13 protein-coding genes are annotated in these 16,624 nt (G+C 62.1%); 10 read left to right on the forward strand and 3 right to left on the reverse strand.

Features of this window, described 5'->3' with window-relative positions; translation table 11 throughout:
• Positions 1-105: 105 nt before the first annotated feature.
• Both GRO01_RS07900 and sucB read right to left on the reverse strand, forming a co-directional pair.
• On the reverse strand, positions 106-1,116 hold the full coding sequence (locus tag GRO01_RS07900) for a L,D-transpeptidase (RefSeq protein ID WP_062510729.1): 1,011 nt from the start codon (positions 1,114-1,116) through the stop codon (positions 106-108).
• Positions 1,117-1,232: 116 nt separating this feature from the next.
• The gene (gene sucB, locus GRO01_RS07905) at positions 1,233-2,342 is read right to left on the reverse strand and encodes a dihydrolipoyllysine-residue succinyltransferase (protein WP_062510730.1); all 1,110 of its coding nucleotides are present in this window, start codon (positions 2,340-2,342) and stop codon (positions 1,233-1,235) included.
• 177 nt (positions 2,343-2,519) lie between these two features.
• On the opposite strand from sucB, the gene GRO01_RS07910 reads away from it, so the two are divergent.
• The 3 genes from GRO01_RS07910 (at position 2,520) to rho (ending at position 6,316) form a co-directional block, all read left to right on the forward strand.
• Positions 2,520-3,194 carry a gluconate 2-dehydrogenase subunit 3 family protein gene (locus GRO01_RS07910; protein ID WP_141306941.1) on the forward strand — a complete coding sequence of 225 codons (675 nt, stop codon included), beginning with the start codon at positions 2,520-2,522 and terminating at the stop codon, positions 3,192-3,194.
• A gap of 14 nt (positions 3,195-3,208) precedes the next feature.
• On the forward strand, positions 3,209-4,738 hold the full coding sequence (locus GRO01_RS07915; RefSeq protein WP_062511408.1) for a GMC family oxidoreductase: 1,530 nt from the start codon (positions 3,209-3,211) through the stop codon (positions 4,736-4,738).
• Positions 4,739-5,014: 276 nt separating this feature from the next.
• The gene (rho, locus tag GRO01_RS07920; RefSeq protein ID WP_062510736.1) at positions 5,015-6,316 is read left to right on the forward strand and encodes a transcription termination factor Rho; all 1,302 of its coding nucleotides are present in this window, start codon (positions 5,015-5,017) and stop codon (positions 6,314-6,316) included.
• Between the two features lie 90 nt (positions 6,317-6,406).
• Here the strand turns inward: rho and GRO01_RS07925 are convergent, their stop codons facing one another.
• Entirely contained in the window at positions 6,407-6,853 is a 447-nt protein-coding gene (locus tag GRO01_RS07925; RefSeq protein ID WP_062511411.1) for a methylated-DNA--[protein]-cysteine S-methyltransferase, read from the reverse strand.
• A gap of 463 nt (positions 6,854-7,316) precedes the next feature.
• On the opposite strand from GRO01_RS07925, the gene GRO01_RS07930 reads away from it, so the two are divergent.
• The 7 genes from GRO01_RS07930 (at position 7,317) to GRO01_RS07960 (ending at position 16,614) form a co-directional block, all read left to right on the forward strand.
• Positions 7,317-9,590, forward strand: coding sequence for a PQQ-dependent dehydrogenase, methanol/ethanol family (locus GRO01_RS07930; RefSeq protein ID WP_062510738.1), 2,274 nt, complete (start codon positions 7,317-7,319; stop codon positions 9,588-9,590).
• A 29-nt stretch (positions 9,591-9,619) separates the two neighbouring features.
• Positions 9,620-11,056: a c-type cytochrome gene (locus tag GRO01_RS07935; protein WP_062510740.1), complete on the forward strand. Its 1,437-nt coding sequence runs from the start codon at positions 9,620-9,622 to the stop codon at positions 11,054-11,056.
• Positions 11,057-11,187: 131 nt separating this feature from the next.
• Positions 11,188-12,501: a tRNA uridine-5-carboxymethylaminomethyl(34) synthesis GTPase MnmE gene (gene mnmE / locus GRO01_RS07940; protein ID WP_062510742.1), complete on the forward strand. Its 1,314-nt coding sequence runs from the start codon at positions 11,188-11,190 to the stop codon at positions 12,499-12,501.
• A gap of 3 nt (positions 12,502-12,504) precedes the next feature.
• On the forward strand, positions 12,505-14,361 hold the full coding sequence (gene mnmG, locus GRO01_RS07945; protein ID WP_062510744.1) for a tRNA uridine-5-carboxymethylaminomethyl(34) synthesis enzyme MnmG: 1,857 nt from the start codon (positions 12,505-12,507) through the stop codon (positions 14,359-14,361).
• Positions 14,358-14,939: a 16S rRNA (guanine(527)-N(7))-methyltransferase RsmG gene (gene rsmG, locus GRO01_RS07950; RefSeq protein ID WP_062510746.1), complete on the forward strand. Its 582-nt coding sequence runs from the start codon at positions 14,358-14,360 to the stop codon at positions 14,937-14,939. The genes mnmG and rsmG overlap by 4 nt, the downstream gene beginning before the upstream one ends.
• Positions 14,929-15,732 (forward strand): ParA family protein, encoded by an 804-nt coding sequence (locus GRO01_RS07955; protein ID WP_062510748.1) that lies wholly within the window; start codon positions 14,929-14,931, stop codon positions 15,730-15,732. Before rsmG ends, GRO01_RS07955 begins: the two co-directional genes overlap by 11 nt.
• Before the next feature lie 6 nt (positions 15,733-15,738).
• The gene (locus GRO01_RS07960) at positions 15,739-16,614 is read left to right on the forward strand and encodes a ParB/RepB/Spo0J family partition protein (RefSeq protein ID WP_062510750.1); all 876 of its coding nucleotides are present in this window, start codon (positions 15,739-15,741) and stop codon (positions 16,612-16,614) included.
• Positions 16,615-16,624: the final 10 nt, after the last annotated feature.

Consider the following 16,624-nt stretch of genomic DNA (forward strand, 5'->3'; position numbering starts at 1 on the left):
GAAGGCTTCAGCTCAGGAAAACCGCTTTACCGTTCCTGAAATAAAACATTCACACGTTTTACTTCAAACCTTCATACTTATTTTGAAATATTTCTTATTCTATACTTAAGGTAACGGTCTTTTATCCGCAATGGGGTCGATCTTCGGTTCCGTCAGCGGTCCTGAGTCGATCACAACCACCAGATCGCCTGCAATCTGCGTCGGCTGACGATCCTTCGGAAGCAGCGCCTGAAAGCGCGGGTCATAACTCGCGGCCTGCTCATACAGCGCATCGATCAGCCCGTAATGATCCATGAATTTATTCATGGTCGCCGGAATACGAATACAGCCTTCCGACGCCGGATGCCCCAGACGCCATTCCAGAAACTGCGGATCCGTCGCATGGATTTCCAGCCGGATCTGCCCGGTTTCATGACGCGGCAACCAGCCCTTCATCGCCGTCTGCCACCCCATGTCCCATACGCGCGAGCCCTTGGCGCCAATCCCGCGGATCCCATATTTGTTCTTTGTACCTTCCGCCCGATAGCCCAGACGGTCCGCCGTGTTCTGAAAAACCCCGGTCGGTGTGATGTAGTAATATTTACGCCCCGTCGTCCCGGTCGAAACCGGAGTCCCTCCAAGGGATTCCCAGGGCGCATCCGGCAGCGCCAGAATATAATCCAGATGCTGGATATGCTCGTTGCGGTCCACAACCATGACAAGCTGCGGCCGGGACACTGGCATCCCCGACTGCGTCACCGCATCCTTCGCAAGCATCAGGAATGCCTTGCGACGTTCCGGCGTGTAGGTGCTGAATCCTTTGACATTATGCTTCATCAGCACCGCCAGACGGGATGCCTCTTCCCGCGCGGCTTCATCGGACACGACCGGCAGATCCGGGATATCGATCGGCGGCGGCGCAAGATCAGGCTGCGGCGGCGTATCCGTTGGCGGATTGCTGGCGGGCGGTGGTACCGAAGCGCCCAGCGATGGCGTCGTGTCCGGCTGATGCGTTGACAGTTCCGGCCCCGCACTGTCTGGCCGGGCACAGGCCGCCAGCGGTGCCGCCCCCACAACCATCGTCGTGGACACACATAACAGGGTAGCAAACCGCGTCAGACTGGAAACATCACGCATCTTCAGGACACCATCCTCGGGTTCAGAACAACAAACAGAACGCGAGGGAACAGAAACCTGTCCGGCGTTCAGCGCAGCAGAGACGTCTTTTCAACGCCCCGGCCACGCAAAAGGCATCACAGATCCAGAAGCAGGCGCCGCGGATCTTCAACAAGCTGCTTGATCCGGACGAGGAAGCTCACCGCCTCCCGCCCGTCCACGATCCGGTGATCATAAGACAGCGCCACATACATCATCGGCCGGATCACGATCTGCCCGTCCCGCACGACCGGGCGATCCTGAATGGCATGCATCCCCAGTATCCCCGACTGCGGCGTGTTCAGGATCGGCGTGGACAGCAGCGATCCGAAAATTCCGCCATTGGTGATGGAGAACGTCCCATGCGACAGCTCTTCCAGCTTCAGCCCGCCCGTCCGCGCCCGCTTGCCATAATCGGCAATGCGACGCTCCAGCTCGGCAAAGCTCATCTGGTCGGCATCATGCAGCACCGGCACAACCAGTCCGCGCTCCGTCCCGACCGCAATGCCGAGATTGACGAAATCACGATAGACGATCTCATCGCCTTCGATTTGCGCGTTGATCGCCGGATAATCTTTCAGCGCCCCGACCACAGCGCGCGCGAAGAAGGACATGAAGCCCAGTCGGGCTCCGTCATGCTTCTTCTCGAACTCTTCCTTATACTGTGCCCGCAGCGCCTTGGCGGCGGACATGTCGATCTCGTTGAACGTCGTGAGAATGGCCGCCGTGTTCTGCGCGGCCTTCAGATTGCGGGCGATCGTCTGACGCAGACGGCTCATCGGCACACGACGTTCCCGCGCTTCATGCGAAGACAATTTGGGGGCTGGAGCAACAGCAGCAGGCTTCGGCGCTTCCGGTGCGGGCGGCGCCACGCGCGCAGGCTGTGCAACAGGCTCGGGTGACAGCGGCGGAGTGGTCGGTGCAGCAGGCGCTTCAGCCACCGGAGCAGGCTCAGGCGCAGCCGGTGCCTCCGCCGTCTCGTCTACAGCACCCAGCAGCCCACCGATCTCGACTTCCGTCCCCACCGCCACACAGTCTTCCAGACGCCCGGCGGACGGCGCCGTCACCTCGACGCTGACCTTGTCGGTCTCCAGCTCCACGATGGTTTCGTCATGCTGCACATAGTCGCCGGATTTTTTAAGCCACCGCGCGACAGTCGCAGTCGTCAGGCTTTCTCCAAGCGCCGGAACCCTGATCTCGACCGTCATGCTGTTTCCCTGTCTTGCGTCCCGCCCCGAAGCGGGGAAATGTCTGTCTGTCCTGCGGCCCGTTCCAAAAACTGGCTCCCAGAATCACGCCCGGCACCATACCGGAAAAGGTTCGGTCATGCAGGATACTGCATCTTTGCCGCCAGCGGGAGGCGGAACCATCACCGTCGCCGGACTTTGAAACCAAAACACAGGAGGCCGCAATGTCCCCCCCCGCCCGACCGTCCTGAAATTCTGGACTCCGACCACCTCTCCGCCCGCACCCGCGACATCCTGACATCCCGGCTTTCAGCCCCTGAAACACAGCCCCGCACCCTGTCGCTTCAGGCCTATGCCGTCCTCGATGCGCTCCTCCCCGTCCTGCTTCCCCTCGACGAAATCCTGCCACCCGGCACCGACATCAACATGACAGCCCGGATCGACGCTGCACTCTCCGGCCCCCGTGACGGCTGGCGCTTTGCGGACCTCCCGCCCGATGCGGAAGCCTGGGAAGCGGCCCTCCTCACACTCGACGATGTCGCAGCCGAACAGCACGGCATCCGCTTTATTCATCTGGCTCCGGAGCTGCGCGGCACCCTGCTCGATGCCATGATGACCGGCCAGCTCGGCCTCGACCGCGACGGCCGCCTCTCCATTCCCCAGATGGCACGCTGGGCCGGCGATCTGCGCGGCGAAGTCGTGGACTGCGTCATGAGCGATCCGCGCGTGCAGCAGGCACTGGGCATTTCTTCCAGCCTCACCGGCGGCGACACCGTCTTCCAGGGCTTCACCGAAGTCGGCCCGGACAGCCGCGAAGATTTCGAGCCCAAAGCCACCGCACCCCTCGCCCAGATGGCAGACTCCAGGGAATGAACAGCACGACCGTCATGAAGACATTCGCAGAAACAAACATCGTCGATGCCGTCGTTATCGGCAGCGGTGCCGGTGGCGCACCTCTGGCCGCAGAACTCGCCCGCAATGGCAAAACCGTCGTGGTGCTCGAAGCCGGCCCCGCCTTCACCGCCATGGGCCACACACCCGACGAAATCGCGGCGCGCGAACTGTACTGGCTGCACGAACGCCTCTCCGCCGGCACGAACCCGCAGGCTTTCGGCGGCAATAACAGCGGCACCGGCCTCGGAGGCTCCCTGCTGCATTATGGCGCCTTCATGCCCCGCATGGACGCCCGCGACTTCCACCTGCACACCGAAACCGGCAAGGGGGTGGACTGGCCCTTCGGTCTGGACGAACTGCTCCCCTATATCGAGCGCGTGGAATCCTTCATCGGCGTCTCCGGCCCCACCCATTACCCGTGGGACCCGGAGCGGCGCTACGCCTACGCGCCCCCGCTCGCCAACTCCGCCGCGCTGAAAATGCGTGAAGGCTGTGACGCGCTCGGCCTGCGCCACGCAGACGGCCCCGCCGCCCTCATCACCCGCGATATCGAACAGCCGCATTTCGGCACCCGCCATGGCTGCGCGAACTGCGGTGCCTGCCATCAAGGCTGCCGCAACGGCGCCAAATCCGGCGCGGACAATACCTGGCTTCCCATGGCCGTCGCTTATGGCGCGGAACTCCGCCCCGGCTGCTTCGCCCATACAATCGAACGTGACAGTTCCGGCCGCGTGACCGGCGTGGTCTATCGCCAGAACGGCGTCGAACACCGCCAGAAATGCGCAACCCTCGTCCTGGCTGCCGGTGCCGTCGAAACCCCGCGCCTGCTCCTGACCAACGACCTCGCCAACAGCTCCGGTCAGGTCGGCCAGAACTACATGACGCATGTCTCCACACAGGTCTGGGGTGAATTCGACGAGGACATCCGCCCCAATCGCGGCTATCCCTCCCTGACCATCACCGAAGACATGATGCGCCCCAAAGACGCGGATTTCGTCGGGGGCTACCTGATCCAGTCACTGGGCATGATGCCCGCGACCTGGGGCCAGAACCTCGCCCGCAGCACCACGACACGCGGGCCGGCCTTTGCCCGCGCGCTTGCCGGATATAACCGCTCCGCCGGCATGGGCATCAACGGTGAATGTCTCCCCCGCCCCGAAAACCGCGTGACCCTCTCCAATGAGAAAGACGCCTTCGGCATCCCCAAACCCCTGATCGAGCACTCTTACGGCCCCAACGAATGGGCCATGCACAATCACGCCGCCAACCTGCTAAGCCGGATGTGGGAGGCCATCGGCGCAAAAGATATCCGCGTCATCGACCGCGCCGCTCACATGATCGGCACCTGCCGCATGGGCACGGATGCGGGCAGCAATGTCGTCAATCCGGAAGGCCGCAGTTTCGATATCGACAATCTGTGGATCTCGGATCACTCGATCTTCCCCAGCGCCGCCGCCGCCAACCCGGCTCTGGCCATCATGGCCCTGTCCCTGCGCACGGCGGACGCCATGCTGAAAACCTGATCCCAAAAAACTGACATGGATCAAAGTGTTCCGGAGCACGCGCACCAGCCTTGACACCGGTTCGCGCGCTCCGGTAATCGAAGGACGACTTTCCGGTGACGTCCTGTCACCCGGTCTCCCTTTCCATCCGGATGACGCCCGCTTCACTGTCCTGCGAAATCTTTACGGATCCCCGCCTGACACCCGAAGCCCCCGCCCAGTCGCCCTGTCTTCTGTGTGGTCGCGCATCCTCCCCTATCAGGTCTGCCCCCTACGGCACATCAAGGCGCGTCTTTCATGCATCTCGCCGAACTTAAGAAGAAATCTCCGGCCGATCTGCTGGCTTATGCAGAGGAACTGGAGATCGAGAACGTTTCGTCCATGCGCAAGCAGGACATCATGTTCGCCATCCTCAAGACCCTTGCCGAGCGCGATCAGGCGATCTACGGCGAAGGAACGCTGGAAATCCTGCCGGACGGCTTCGGTTTCCTGCGCAGCCCGGAAGCCAACTACCTTCCCGGCCCTGACGACATCTACATCTCCCCCGCCCAGGTCCGCCGCTTCGGCCTGCGTCCGGGTGACACGGTTGAAGGCCAGATCCGCGCCCCGCGCGACGGCGAGCGCTATTTCGCGCTGCTGAAGGTCAACACCATCAACTTCGAGGCTCCGGAAACCGTCCGGACCCGCATCAACTTCGACAACCTCACGCCGCTCTACCCCGAGCGTCGCCTGAAGATGGAAGTCGAACAGTCCGAAGCCGCCGTCACGGAATCCTCCCCGCGCGGCAAGGGCAAGAAAGACCAGCGCGACTACACCCCGCGCGTGATCGATCTCGTAACGCCGATCGGTATGGGCCAGCGCGCCCTGATCGTCGCCCCGCCCCGCACGGGTAAGACCGTGATGCTCCAGAGCATCGCAGCCTCCATCTCCGCTAACCATCCCGAAGTGTTCCTGATCGTCCTGCTGATCGGCGAACGCCCGGAAGAAGTGACGGACATGGCCCGCTCGGTCCGCGGCGAAGTCGTCTCCTCCACCTTCGACGAACCGGCAACCCGCCACGTCCAGGTGACGGAAATGGTGCTGGAAAAGGCCAAGCGCCTCGTCAAGCACAAGCGCGACGTGGTCATCCTGCTGGATTCCATCACCCGTCTCGCCCGCGCCTACAACACCGTCGTCCCCTCCTCGGGCAAGGTGCTGACCGGCGGTGTGGACGCCAACGCCCTGCAGCGCCCCAAGCGCTTCTTCGGCGCCGCGCGTAACATCGAGGAAGGCGGCTCGCTGACGATTATCGCAACCGCCCTGATCGACACGGGCTCGCGCATGGACGAAGTCATCTTCGAAGAGTTCAAGGGCACCGGCAACGCCGAGCTCATCCTGGACCGCAAGCTGGCCGACAAGCGTACCTTCCCCGCCATCGACATCACCAAGTCGGGCACGCGTAAGGAAGAGCTGCTGGTGGACCGCGCCGAGCTGTCCAAGATGTGGGTCCTGCGCCGTATCCTCGCGCCGATGGGCACGATGGACGCCATGGACTTCCTGCTGGACAAGCTCAAATACAGCAAGTCCAACCACGACTTCTTCGAAGCCATGAACAACTGATCCACGATCAGCACGGCCGACATGAAAAAGGGGAGCTTCGGCTCCCCTTTTTTTGGTCCGGTGTGCCGGAATGAAAGGGAGGCGTACCCCTTAAAGAACGCCTTCCAGATGCAGCATGGCATGCTTGTCCGCCACGCCACCAAGTCCTGAATATCCCCCAAGACCCGAACGCCCGACAACACGGTGACAGGGGATCAGGATGGGGATCGGATTCGCCCCCACGGCCCCGCCGACAGACCGGGCAGAGCCTCCGACTTCGGCGGCAATATCCGCGTAAGTCCGTGTTTTCCCATAGGGAATCCGGCGCAGCGCATCCCACACCTTCTGGCGGTACGGAGTCCCGTAAGGACGGTACGGCAGGGTGTCGAAATCGACCGACTCCCCGTCGAAATAGCGCTCCAGAAGGTCGCGGGCCTTCAGAAGGAGTGGAGTCTCCTCCTGATCGCGCCCCCAACCCCAGTCCAGAGCGACGATCTGGCCCTCATCTTCACTGATGGTAAGGGCCCCGAAAGGTGAATGGCAGGATAGCTGTGGCATGAACGACACGGTGCCCGAGCCGCCCGAAACCGTCAATCCGGCAGTGTTGCCAACCAAGCGAGACTTTTTAGCCATGCTCTGTGCGCATATCGAGACATAGCAACATGCTTATCAAGCATATCGTACCGCTTCTGTAGGCTTTTTAGCAATATTCTGTAATGTGTTGGAAAACTGCCATTTTTTGTATCTGAAAAGTGGCACGGGGTTTTCCGGAACGCCAGTGTAATTATTCGGTGAGCAACCTCATAGCCCGTTTCGGCACCGTCGCTCCCAATTCCTCACGGAAACGTCAGAAGCCGTGTTTGTCTTAAGCAATAAAATAGGCTCAGTAAGTTCTCATGCTGCCGGTGTCCGGTACTGATCGTCGGCTTGAGAGGAACAGGATTGCCCCTGCCCCTTTCAAGACTTCACAGGTCCAGAATATCACAGCGGAAACAGTCTTTACAAAAAGGACAGTTGGATCATGACTTCTGGTCTACTGACGCCGATCAAGGTTACGAAAAAGCGCCTTCTCAGCTGCGCCGCCGCACTGGCGATTTCTGCAGCTGTCCCTGTCGCTTTTGCGCAGGAAGATACTGGCGCAGCAATCACAAGCTCCGATAACGGTGGCCATGCCGGGGACTGGATGTCCTATGGCCGCTCCTATTCCGAGCAGCGCTACAGCCCGCTCGACCAGATCACCACGGACAATGTCGGCAAGCTCAAGCTCGCCTGGCACTTCGATCTGGACACGAACCGCGGCCAGGAAGGCACGCCCCTGATCGTCAACGGCGTCATGTACGCCACGACCAACTGGAGCAAGATGAAGGCGCTGGATGCAGCGACCGGCAAGCTCCTGTGGTCCTACGATCCCAAGGTCCCGGGCAACATCGCCGACCGCGGCTGCTGTGACTCCGTGAACCGTGGCGCGGCCTACTGGAACGGCAAGGTCTATTTCGGCACGTTCGACGGACGCCTGATCGCCCTCGATGCCAAAACCGGCAAGCTGGTCTGGAGCGTCTACACGATCCCCAAGGAAGCCCAGCTCGGCCACCAGCGCTCCTACACGGTTGACGGTGCCCCCCGTATCGCCAAGGGCAAGGTCCTGATCGGTAACGGTGGTGCAGAATTCGGTGCCCGCGGCTTCGTCTCTGCCTTCGACGCGGAAACCGGCAAGCTCGACTGGCGCTTCTTCACCGTTCCGAACCCCGAGAACAAGCCGGACGGCGCAGCCTCCGACGACATCCTGATGTCCAAGGCCTACCCGACCTGGGGCAAGAACGGCGCCTGGAAGCAGCAGGGCGGCGGCGGTACCGTCTGGGATTCGCTCGTCTATGACCCGGTGACGGACCTCGTCTACCTGGCCGTCGGCAACGGCTCGCCGTGGAACTACAAGTTCCGCTCCGAAGGCAAGGGCGACAACCTCTTCCTCGGCAGCATCGTCGCGATCAATCCTGACACCGGCAAGTATGTCTGGCACTTCCAGGAAACGCCGATGGACGAATGGGATTACACCTCCGTCCAGCAGATCATGACGCTCGATATGCCGGTCAACGGCGAGATGCGCCATGTGATCGTTCATGCTCCGAAGAACGGCTTCTTCTACATCATCGATGCGAAGACGGGTAAGTTCATCACCGGCAAGCCCTACACCTACGAGAACTGGGCCACTGGCCTGGATCCGGTCACGGGTCGCCCGAACTATGTACCTGACGCCCTGTGGACGCTGACGGGCAAGCCCTGGATCGGTATCCCGGGTGAGCTTGGTGGCCATAACTTCGCTGCCATGGCCTACAGCCCGAAGACGAAGCTGGTCTACATCCCGGCACAGCAGATTCCGCTCATGTATGATGGCCAGAAAGGCGGCTTCAAGGCGTATCACGACGCCTGGAACCTCGGTCTCGACATGAACAAGATTGGCCTCTTCGACGACACCAATCCGGAACACGTCGCCGCCAAGAAGGACTTCCTGAAGGTTCTGAAGGGCTGGACGGTGGCCTGGGATCCGGAGAAGATGGCACCTGCCTTCACGATCAACCACAAGGGTCCGTGGAACGGCGGTATTCTGGCCACGGCCGGTAACGTGATCTTCCAGGGTCTGGCAAACGGCGAGTTCCACGCCTACGACGCCACGAACGGCAACGATCTCTATTCCTTCCCTGCACAGAGCGCGATCATCGCTCCGCCGGTGACCTATACGGCCAATGGCAAGCAGTATGTCGCAGTTGAAGTGGGCTGGGGTGGTATCTATCCGTTCCTGTACGGCGGCGTTGCCCGCACCTCGGGCTGGACGGTCAACCATTCCCGCGTGATTGCCTTCTCGCTTGACGGCAAGGACAGCCTGCCGCCGAAGAACGAGCTGGGCTTCACCCCGGTCAAGCCGGTTCCGACCTATGACGAGGCCCGTCAGAAGAACGGATACTTCCTGTATCAGACGTTCTGCTCGGCCTGCCATGGCGATAACGGCATCTCCGGTGGCGTTCTGCCTGACCTTCGCTGGTCCGGTGCTCCGCGTGGCAAGGAAAGCTTCTACAAGCTCGTTGGTCGCGGTGCTCTGACGGCTTACGGCATGGATCGTTTCGACACGTCCATGACGCCTGACCAGATCGAGGATATCCGTAACTTCATCGTCAAGCGTGCCAACGAGTCCTACGAGGACGAAGTCAAGGCGCGTCAGAACTCCACAGGCGTTCCGAACGATCAGTTCCTCAATGTCCCGCAGTCCACGGCCGATGTTCCGACCGCGGATCACCCCTGAGATAGCGGTACGCATAAGGAGCACGTGACATGCTGAACGCATTAACTCGGGACAGGCTGGTATCTGAGATGAAACAGGGATGGAAACTCGCGGCCGCTATTGGCCTTATGGCGGTGTCTTTCGGCGCCGCCCATGCCCAGGACGCCGATGACGCCCTGATCAAGCGTGGCGAATATGTCGCCCGCCTGTCGGACTGCATTGCCTGCCATACGGCCCTGCACGGACAGCCCTATGCGGGCGGTCTGGAGATCAAGAGCCCGATCGGCACGATCTATTCGACCAACATCACGCCGGACCCGGAACACGGTATCGGCAACTACACCCTGGAGGACTTCACGAAAGCCCTCCGCAAGGGCATCCGCAAGGATGGTGCAACGGTCTATCCGGCCATGCCCTATCCTGAATTCGCCCGTCTGTCTGATGAAGACATCCGTGCGATGTATGCCTTTTTCATGCATGGCGTGAAGCCGGTTGCCCAGCAGAACAAGGCACCGGACATCAGCTGGCCGCTCTCCATGCGCTGGCCGCTGGGCATGTGGCGCGCCATGTTCGTCCCGAGCATGACGCCGGGCGTGGACAAGAGCATCAGTGATCCGGAAGTCGCCCGCGGCGAATATCTCGTCAACGGCCCGGGCCATTGCGGCGAATGTCATACGCCCCGTGGCTTCGGGATGCAGGTCAAGGCTTACGGTACGGCTGGCGGCAACGCCTACCTCGCCGGTGGTGCACCGATCGACAACTGGATCGCACCGAGCCTGCGCAGCAACAGCGACACGGGTCTGGGCCGCTGGTCCGAAGATGACCTCGTGACCTTCCTCAAGAGCGGCCGTATCGACCACTCCGCCGTCTTTGGTGGCATGGCCGATGTGGTGGCCTACAGCACGCAGCACTGGTCCGACGACGATCTGCGCGCCACGGCCAAGTACCTCAAGAGCATGCCGGCGGTGCCGGAAGGCAAGAACCTCGGTCAGGATGACGGTCAGACGACCGCTCTGCTGAACAAGGGTGGCCAGGGCAATGCCGGTGCGGAAGTCTATCTGCACAACTGCGCCATCTGCCACATGAACGATGGTTCGGGCGTCAACCGCATGTTCCCGCCGCTGGCTGGCAACCCGGTCGTCCTGACGGATGATCCGACGTCGCTCGCCAATGTCGTGGCCTTCGGTGGCATCCTGCCCCCGACCAACAGCGCACCGTCCGCTGTTGCCATGCCCGGGTTCAAGAATCACCTCTCCGATCAGGAGATGGCTGATGTCGTGAACTTCATGCGCAAGGGCTGGGGCAACAACGCACCGGGAACCGTGTCCGCTTCCGACATCCAGAAGCTGCGCACGACAGGTGCACCGGTCTCCACCGCTGGCTGGAATGTCTCCAGCAAGGGCTGGATGGCTTACATGCCGCAGCCTTACGGCGAAGGCTGGACCTTCTCCCCACAGACCCACAGCGGTGTGGACGAAGCTCAATAAGCTTCCCACACTTCCTGTCAGTCTGACAGAAAGGGCGGATCGGAAACGGTCCGCCTTTTTTTGTGTCTGCGCTTTTCATGTCTGCGCTCAGGGCATTTCACCGCAGAGCCACCTGCACTACATAGAACCCCATGACGCGCTCACCCCTCCCGGACGCCCCTGACAATACGCCGCAGGTCATTTTTGCACTGGCCACGGGTCCGTCCCGTGCGGCCATCGCGATCATGCGCGCCAGCGGACCGGGCAGCGATACGATCCTGAAAGCACTCTGCAACGGACGCCTGCCCGAACCCCGCCGGGTTAGCCTGCGCACCCTGCGCCATGACGGAGAGGTGCTCGATCACGCAGTCGCCCTCTGGCTCCCCGGCCCCAATTCCTACACCGGCGAAGATGGCTTCGAGCTGCATCTCCACGCAGGCCCCGCCATCATCGCCCGCGTCGCCGACGCCTTGACCGATCTGGGCGCGCGTCCCGCCGAACCGGGCGAATTCACCCGCCGCGCCGTGCAGAAAGGACGACTGGACCTGCTGCAGGCCGAAGCCATTGCCGACCTCGTGGACGCCGAAACCGAAAGCCAGCGCAAACAGGCGCTGCGTCAGGCCGACGGCGCCCTGAGCCGCCTGTATGATGACTGGGCCCAACGCCTGCGTCTCGTCCTCGCCCATCAGGAAGCCCTGATCGACTTCCCGGACGAAGAGCTGCCACAGGACGTGGAAGATGGCCTGATCGAGGAACTGTCTAAGCTCCAGACCGAGATGTCCGCCCATCTTCAGGACAATCGCGGCGAACTCATGCGTCAGGGCCTGACGGTCGTGATCGCGGGCTCGCCAAATGTCGGAAAGTCCAGCCTTCTCAATGCCTTATCCGGAACTGATGCCGCCATTGTCACCCATCGCGCCGGTACCACACGCGACGCCATTGCGCTCGACTGGGTTCTGGATGGTGTGCGCCTGCGCCTGATCGACACGGCTGGCCTGCGCGAAACCAAAGACGAGATCGAAGCCGAGGGCATCCGCCGCGCCCTGTTTCACGTGAAACAGGCTGATGTCGTGCTGCATCTGATCGGCCCGGATGAAAGCCTCGAATCCCTTTCCGGACAGGAAATTCCCATCCGGACGAAAATCGACATCGCGCCCGCCCCGCCCGGCATGTTAGGGATCAGCACGCAGTCCGGCGAAGGCCTCGCTGCATTGCGTCAGATCCTGTCCGAACGGGTGGCAGAACTTATGGCAGGTTCCGCCGCGCCGCCGCTGACCCGCGCCAGACACCGCGCCGGAATCCAGGAGGCCGCAACCCATCTGGACCGCGCGCGAACCGCGACATGGCCGGAGCTTCGGGGCGAAGAACTCCGCCTGTCCATGCTGGCTCTGGGGCGTCTGACGGGACGTGTTGATGTTGAATCCCTGCTCGATGCAATTTTCGGGCAGTTCTGTATCGGGAAGTAGGTTTTGAGCGATTTCGATGTCATCGTAATCGGCGGCGGTCATGCCGGATGTGAAGCCGCAGCGGCATCGGCCCGCTTCGGCGCACGCACCCTGCTGCTCACCCATCGGCTTGAAACGATCGGCGCCATGTCCTGCAATCCGGCCATCGGCGGGATCGGCAAGGGCCATCTCGTGCGCGAAATCGACGCGCTCGACGGCCTGATGGGCAAAGCCGCAGACCGCGCAGGCATCCATTTCAAACTTCTCAACCGCTCCAAGGGACCAGCCGTTCACGGCCCGCGTGCACAGGCCGACCGCTCGCTCTATCGCGCCGCCATTCAGGATCTTCTGGCTGCTACGCCGAACCTGACAATCCTCGAAGACGCCGCCGGAGACCTGATCGAAGAAAACGGCCGCATCACCGGAATCATCTGCGAAGATGGCCGCGAGTTCCGCTGCTGTGCCGTCGTGCTGACCACCGGAACCTTCTTGCGCGGTGTCATCCATGTCGGCCACACCCAGACGGAAGCCGGACGCATCGGCGAAGCTCCGGCAAAGCGTCTGGGCGAACGGCTCTATGCGCTCGGCCTCCAGATGGGCCGCCTTAAAACTGGCACACCGCCCCGTCTGGCCAGAGACAGTATCGACTGGGACAACCTTCCAGCCGATCCTGGCGATGCCGAGCCCGAGGCCTTCAGCCCCATGACGGCGGCCATCACCAACCCGCAGCTCTCCTGCCGCATCAGCCACACGACTGCCGAGACCCACAGGATCATCAACGAGAACCTGCACCGCTCGGCCATGTATGGGGGCGCCATCGCCGGACGCGGCCCGCGCTACTGCCCGTCCATCGAGGACAAGGTCGTCCGCTTCGCCGAGCGCACGTCGCATCAGGTCTTTCTGGAACCCGAAGCCCTGCCCGGCAATCCGGGCGGCGATCTGGTCTATCCCAACGGCATCAGCACCAGCCTGCCCGCCGATGTACAGGCCGCGATGATCGCCACCATGCCCGGTCTGGAAAAGGCCCGTATCGTCACGGCAGGCTATGCTGTCGAATATGATTATGTAGACCCGCGGGAGCTTCTGCCGTCTCTGCAACTCCGCCGCCTGCCGGGTCTGTACCTTGCTGGACAGATCAACGGCACGACCGGTTACGAAGAAGCCGGCGCACAGGGTCTGCTCGCCGGCCTGAACGCTGCCCGCGCCACAGCAGGCAATGAACCGCTCACACTGGATCGCAGCGACGCCTATCTCGGCGTCATGATCGACGATCTGACCCTGCACGGCATCAGCGAACCTTATCGCATGTTCACCTCGCGCGCCGAGTACCGCCTGACCCTGCGCGCCGACAACGCCGACCTGCGCCTGACGCCAAAAGGCATCGCCGCAGGCTGCGTCCTGTCCGAACGCGAAGCCGCTTTCACCGCCCAGAAAGCGGAACTCGACGCCGCCATGGCCCGAGCAGCCGAGACGACTTTCCTGCCGCAAACCCTGCGCGATGTCGGTTTTGAGGTTTCGCTGGACGGTCGCAGGCGCACGGTTCTCGATGTCCTCGCCAGTAATGGCGACCATACGAAGCTGGACACACTGGCCCCATGGTTCGCCGAACTTCCCCTGCGCGTGCGTCGCCATGTCGAGACCGAAGCGCGTTATGGCGGCTATCTTCACCGGCAGGATCGTGAAATTCGACAGCTCGCATCCGAAAGTGCCATCGCCCTTCCGGCCGATCTGGATTACACTGCCATTGGCGGCCTGAGCAGCGAAATGCGCGAGCGCTTTTCCCAGGCCCGCCCGACCAGTTTCGCCGCAGCACAGCGCGTGCGCGGGGTCACACCTGCCGCGCTGGTCGCCCTGCTGGCCCATGTAAGGACCCTGTCATGACCACCGTTTCACGTGAAACACATGAGAGGCTGGAGCACTTTGCCGACCTGCTCGTGCAGTGGAACGCAAAGATCAATCTCGTCAGCCCGCGTGACATCGGCCAGCTTTGGCCCCGCCATATCGAGGACAGCCTCCAGCTCGCGGAACTGATCCCCGAAGGCGCGACCATCACCGATCTGGGTTCGGGGGGCGGTTTCCCGGGCATTATTCTGGCCATCGCCACCGGAAATCCTGTCACCCTGATCGAATCGGACCAGCGCAAATGTGCCTTCCTGCGGGAAGCCGGACGCATCTGCGAGGCAAAGGTCACGGTCATCGCCAAGCGTATCGAAGCCGCCAGCCCTCCTCCGGCCGACATCATCACGGCCCGGGCGCTGGCTCCTCTCAACAGGCTCCTCGAATGGGCGCGGCCATTGCTGAAAGAAGACGGGTTCTGCCTGTTCCTGAAAGGTCAGAAGGCGCAGGCCGAGTTGACCGAGGCAAGCGCCGACTGGCACATGAGCCACAGTATTATTCCCAGCCGCACCGACCCCGGCGGAGCCATCATCAAGGTCAGTGATTTCAAGCGTGTCGTCTAAAACCGAATCTCCCACCACCCGGATCATTGCCGTCACCAACCAAAAGGGAGGCGTCGGCAAGACCACCACCACCATCAATCTGGCAGCCGGTCTGGCCCGTCAGGGACAGCGCGTCCTGCTCGTGGATCTGGACCCGCAGGGCAATGCCTCCACCGGTCTGGGCATCGACTACGACCAGCGCAACACCGGCACCTATGCCGCGCTGATGGTGGAAGCCGAACCCCATGCCCTGCCCCAGCCAACCGAATTCGACAATCTGGCGATCATCACCGCCAATAACGAACTGGCGGGTGCAGAGCTGGAAATGATCGGCGATGAGCGCCGCGAATACCGTCTGCGCGACGCCCTGCGCGCGCTCGAAGGCGATTACGACACCATCCTGATCGACTGCCCCCCGAGCCTGGGCCTGCTGACGCTGAACGCGCTGGTCGCCTCTGACAGTGTGATCGTGCCGCTGCAATGCGAGTTCTTTGCGCTCGAAGGCATCAGCCAGCTCGTTCGCACCATCGATCGCGTGCGCCGCGCCTTCAATGCCGATCTGCATCTCGAAGGCATCGTCCTGACGATGTATGACCGGCGCAACAACCTGTCCGAGCTCGTGGCGCAGGACGCGCGGGGCTTCTTTGGCGATCAGGTGTTCGAGACGCTCATTCCGCGCAACATCCGCATTTCCGAAGCCCAGAGCCACGGTAGCCCCGTACTCGACTATGACGCCCGCTCCACGGGTGCCATCGCGTATCTGGCGCTGGCGGACGAACTGATCAAACGCAACAAGAACAAGGCAAAGGCGTAACCTGCGATGGCCAAAAAGGACAGTTCCCCGCGGCTTGGTCGCGGCCTCGCGGCTCTTCTGGGCGATCAGGCCCCGCAGCTCGCCCGTGCCACACGCGTGAATGCACAGCCGCAGCAGCTTTCATCCCTGCCGGTGGATGTTCTGGCTCCGAGCCCCTTCCAGCCGCGACAGGACATGAACCCCGAGCTCCTGTCCGAACTGGCCGATTCCATCCGCTCACGCGGCGTCCTGCAACCCCTGCTCGTCCGTCCTGATCCGGAAAAGCCGGGCCACTACCAGATCATCGCCGGCGAACGCCGCTGGCGCGCCTCACAGCTCGCAGGCCTGCACAGCATCCCCGTCCATATCCGCGAACTGGACGACACGGACGCCATGGCGGCCGCTCTGGTGGAGAACCTCCAGCGTGCGGACCTCAACCCGATCGAGGAAGCCGAAGGCCTGCAACGTCTCGTCACGGACTACACCCTGACGCAGGAAGAACTGGCCGGTGCCGTGGGCAAGTCCCGCCCCCACATCACCAATACCATGCGCCTGCTTAACCTGCCGCCGGAAGTCCGCGCGCATGTCCGCAACGGCGAACTCACAGCCGGTCACGCCCGCGCCCTGCTGACCCATCCCGATCCGGTCGCCGCAGCAAAAATCGTCATCGCCCGTGGCCTCAACGTGCGCCAGACCGAAGCTCTGACCGGCGGTAAAAATACCCTGACACCGGCCAAAAAGGCACGGGACGCGGAAATCCTGCAGATCGAAAATGACCTCTCTTCCCGCCTCGGCTTAAAAGTCCATATTTCCTATAATGGGAAAAAAGGCGGCTCCCTGAAAATCGACTACACGTCCCTAGAGCAGTTCGAGAGCGTCATGCGCCTGCTCAACCGGACATAAACTACTGAAA

Origin of the sequence: Gluconobacter roseus NBRC 3990 (assembly GCF_006538885.1) — a bacterium.
Taxonomy (GTDB): domain Bacteria; phylum Pseudomonadota; class Alphaproteobacteria; order Acetobacterales; family Acetobacteraceae; genus Gluconobacter; species Gluconobacter roseus.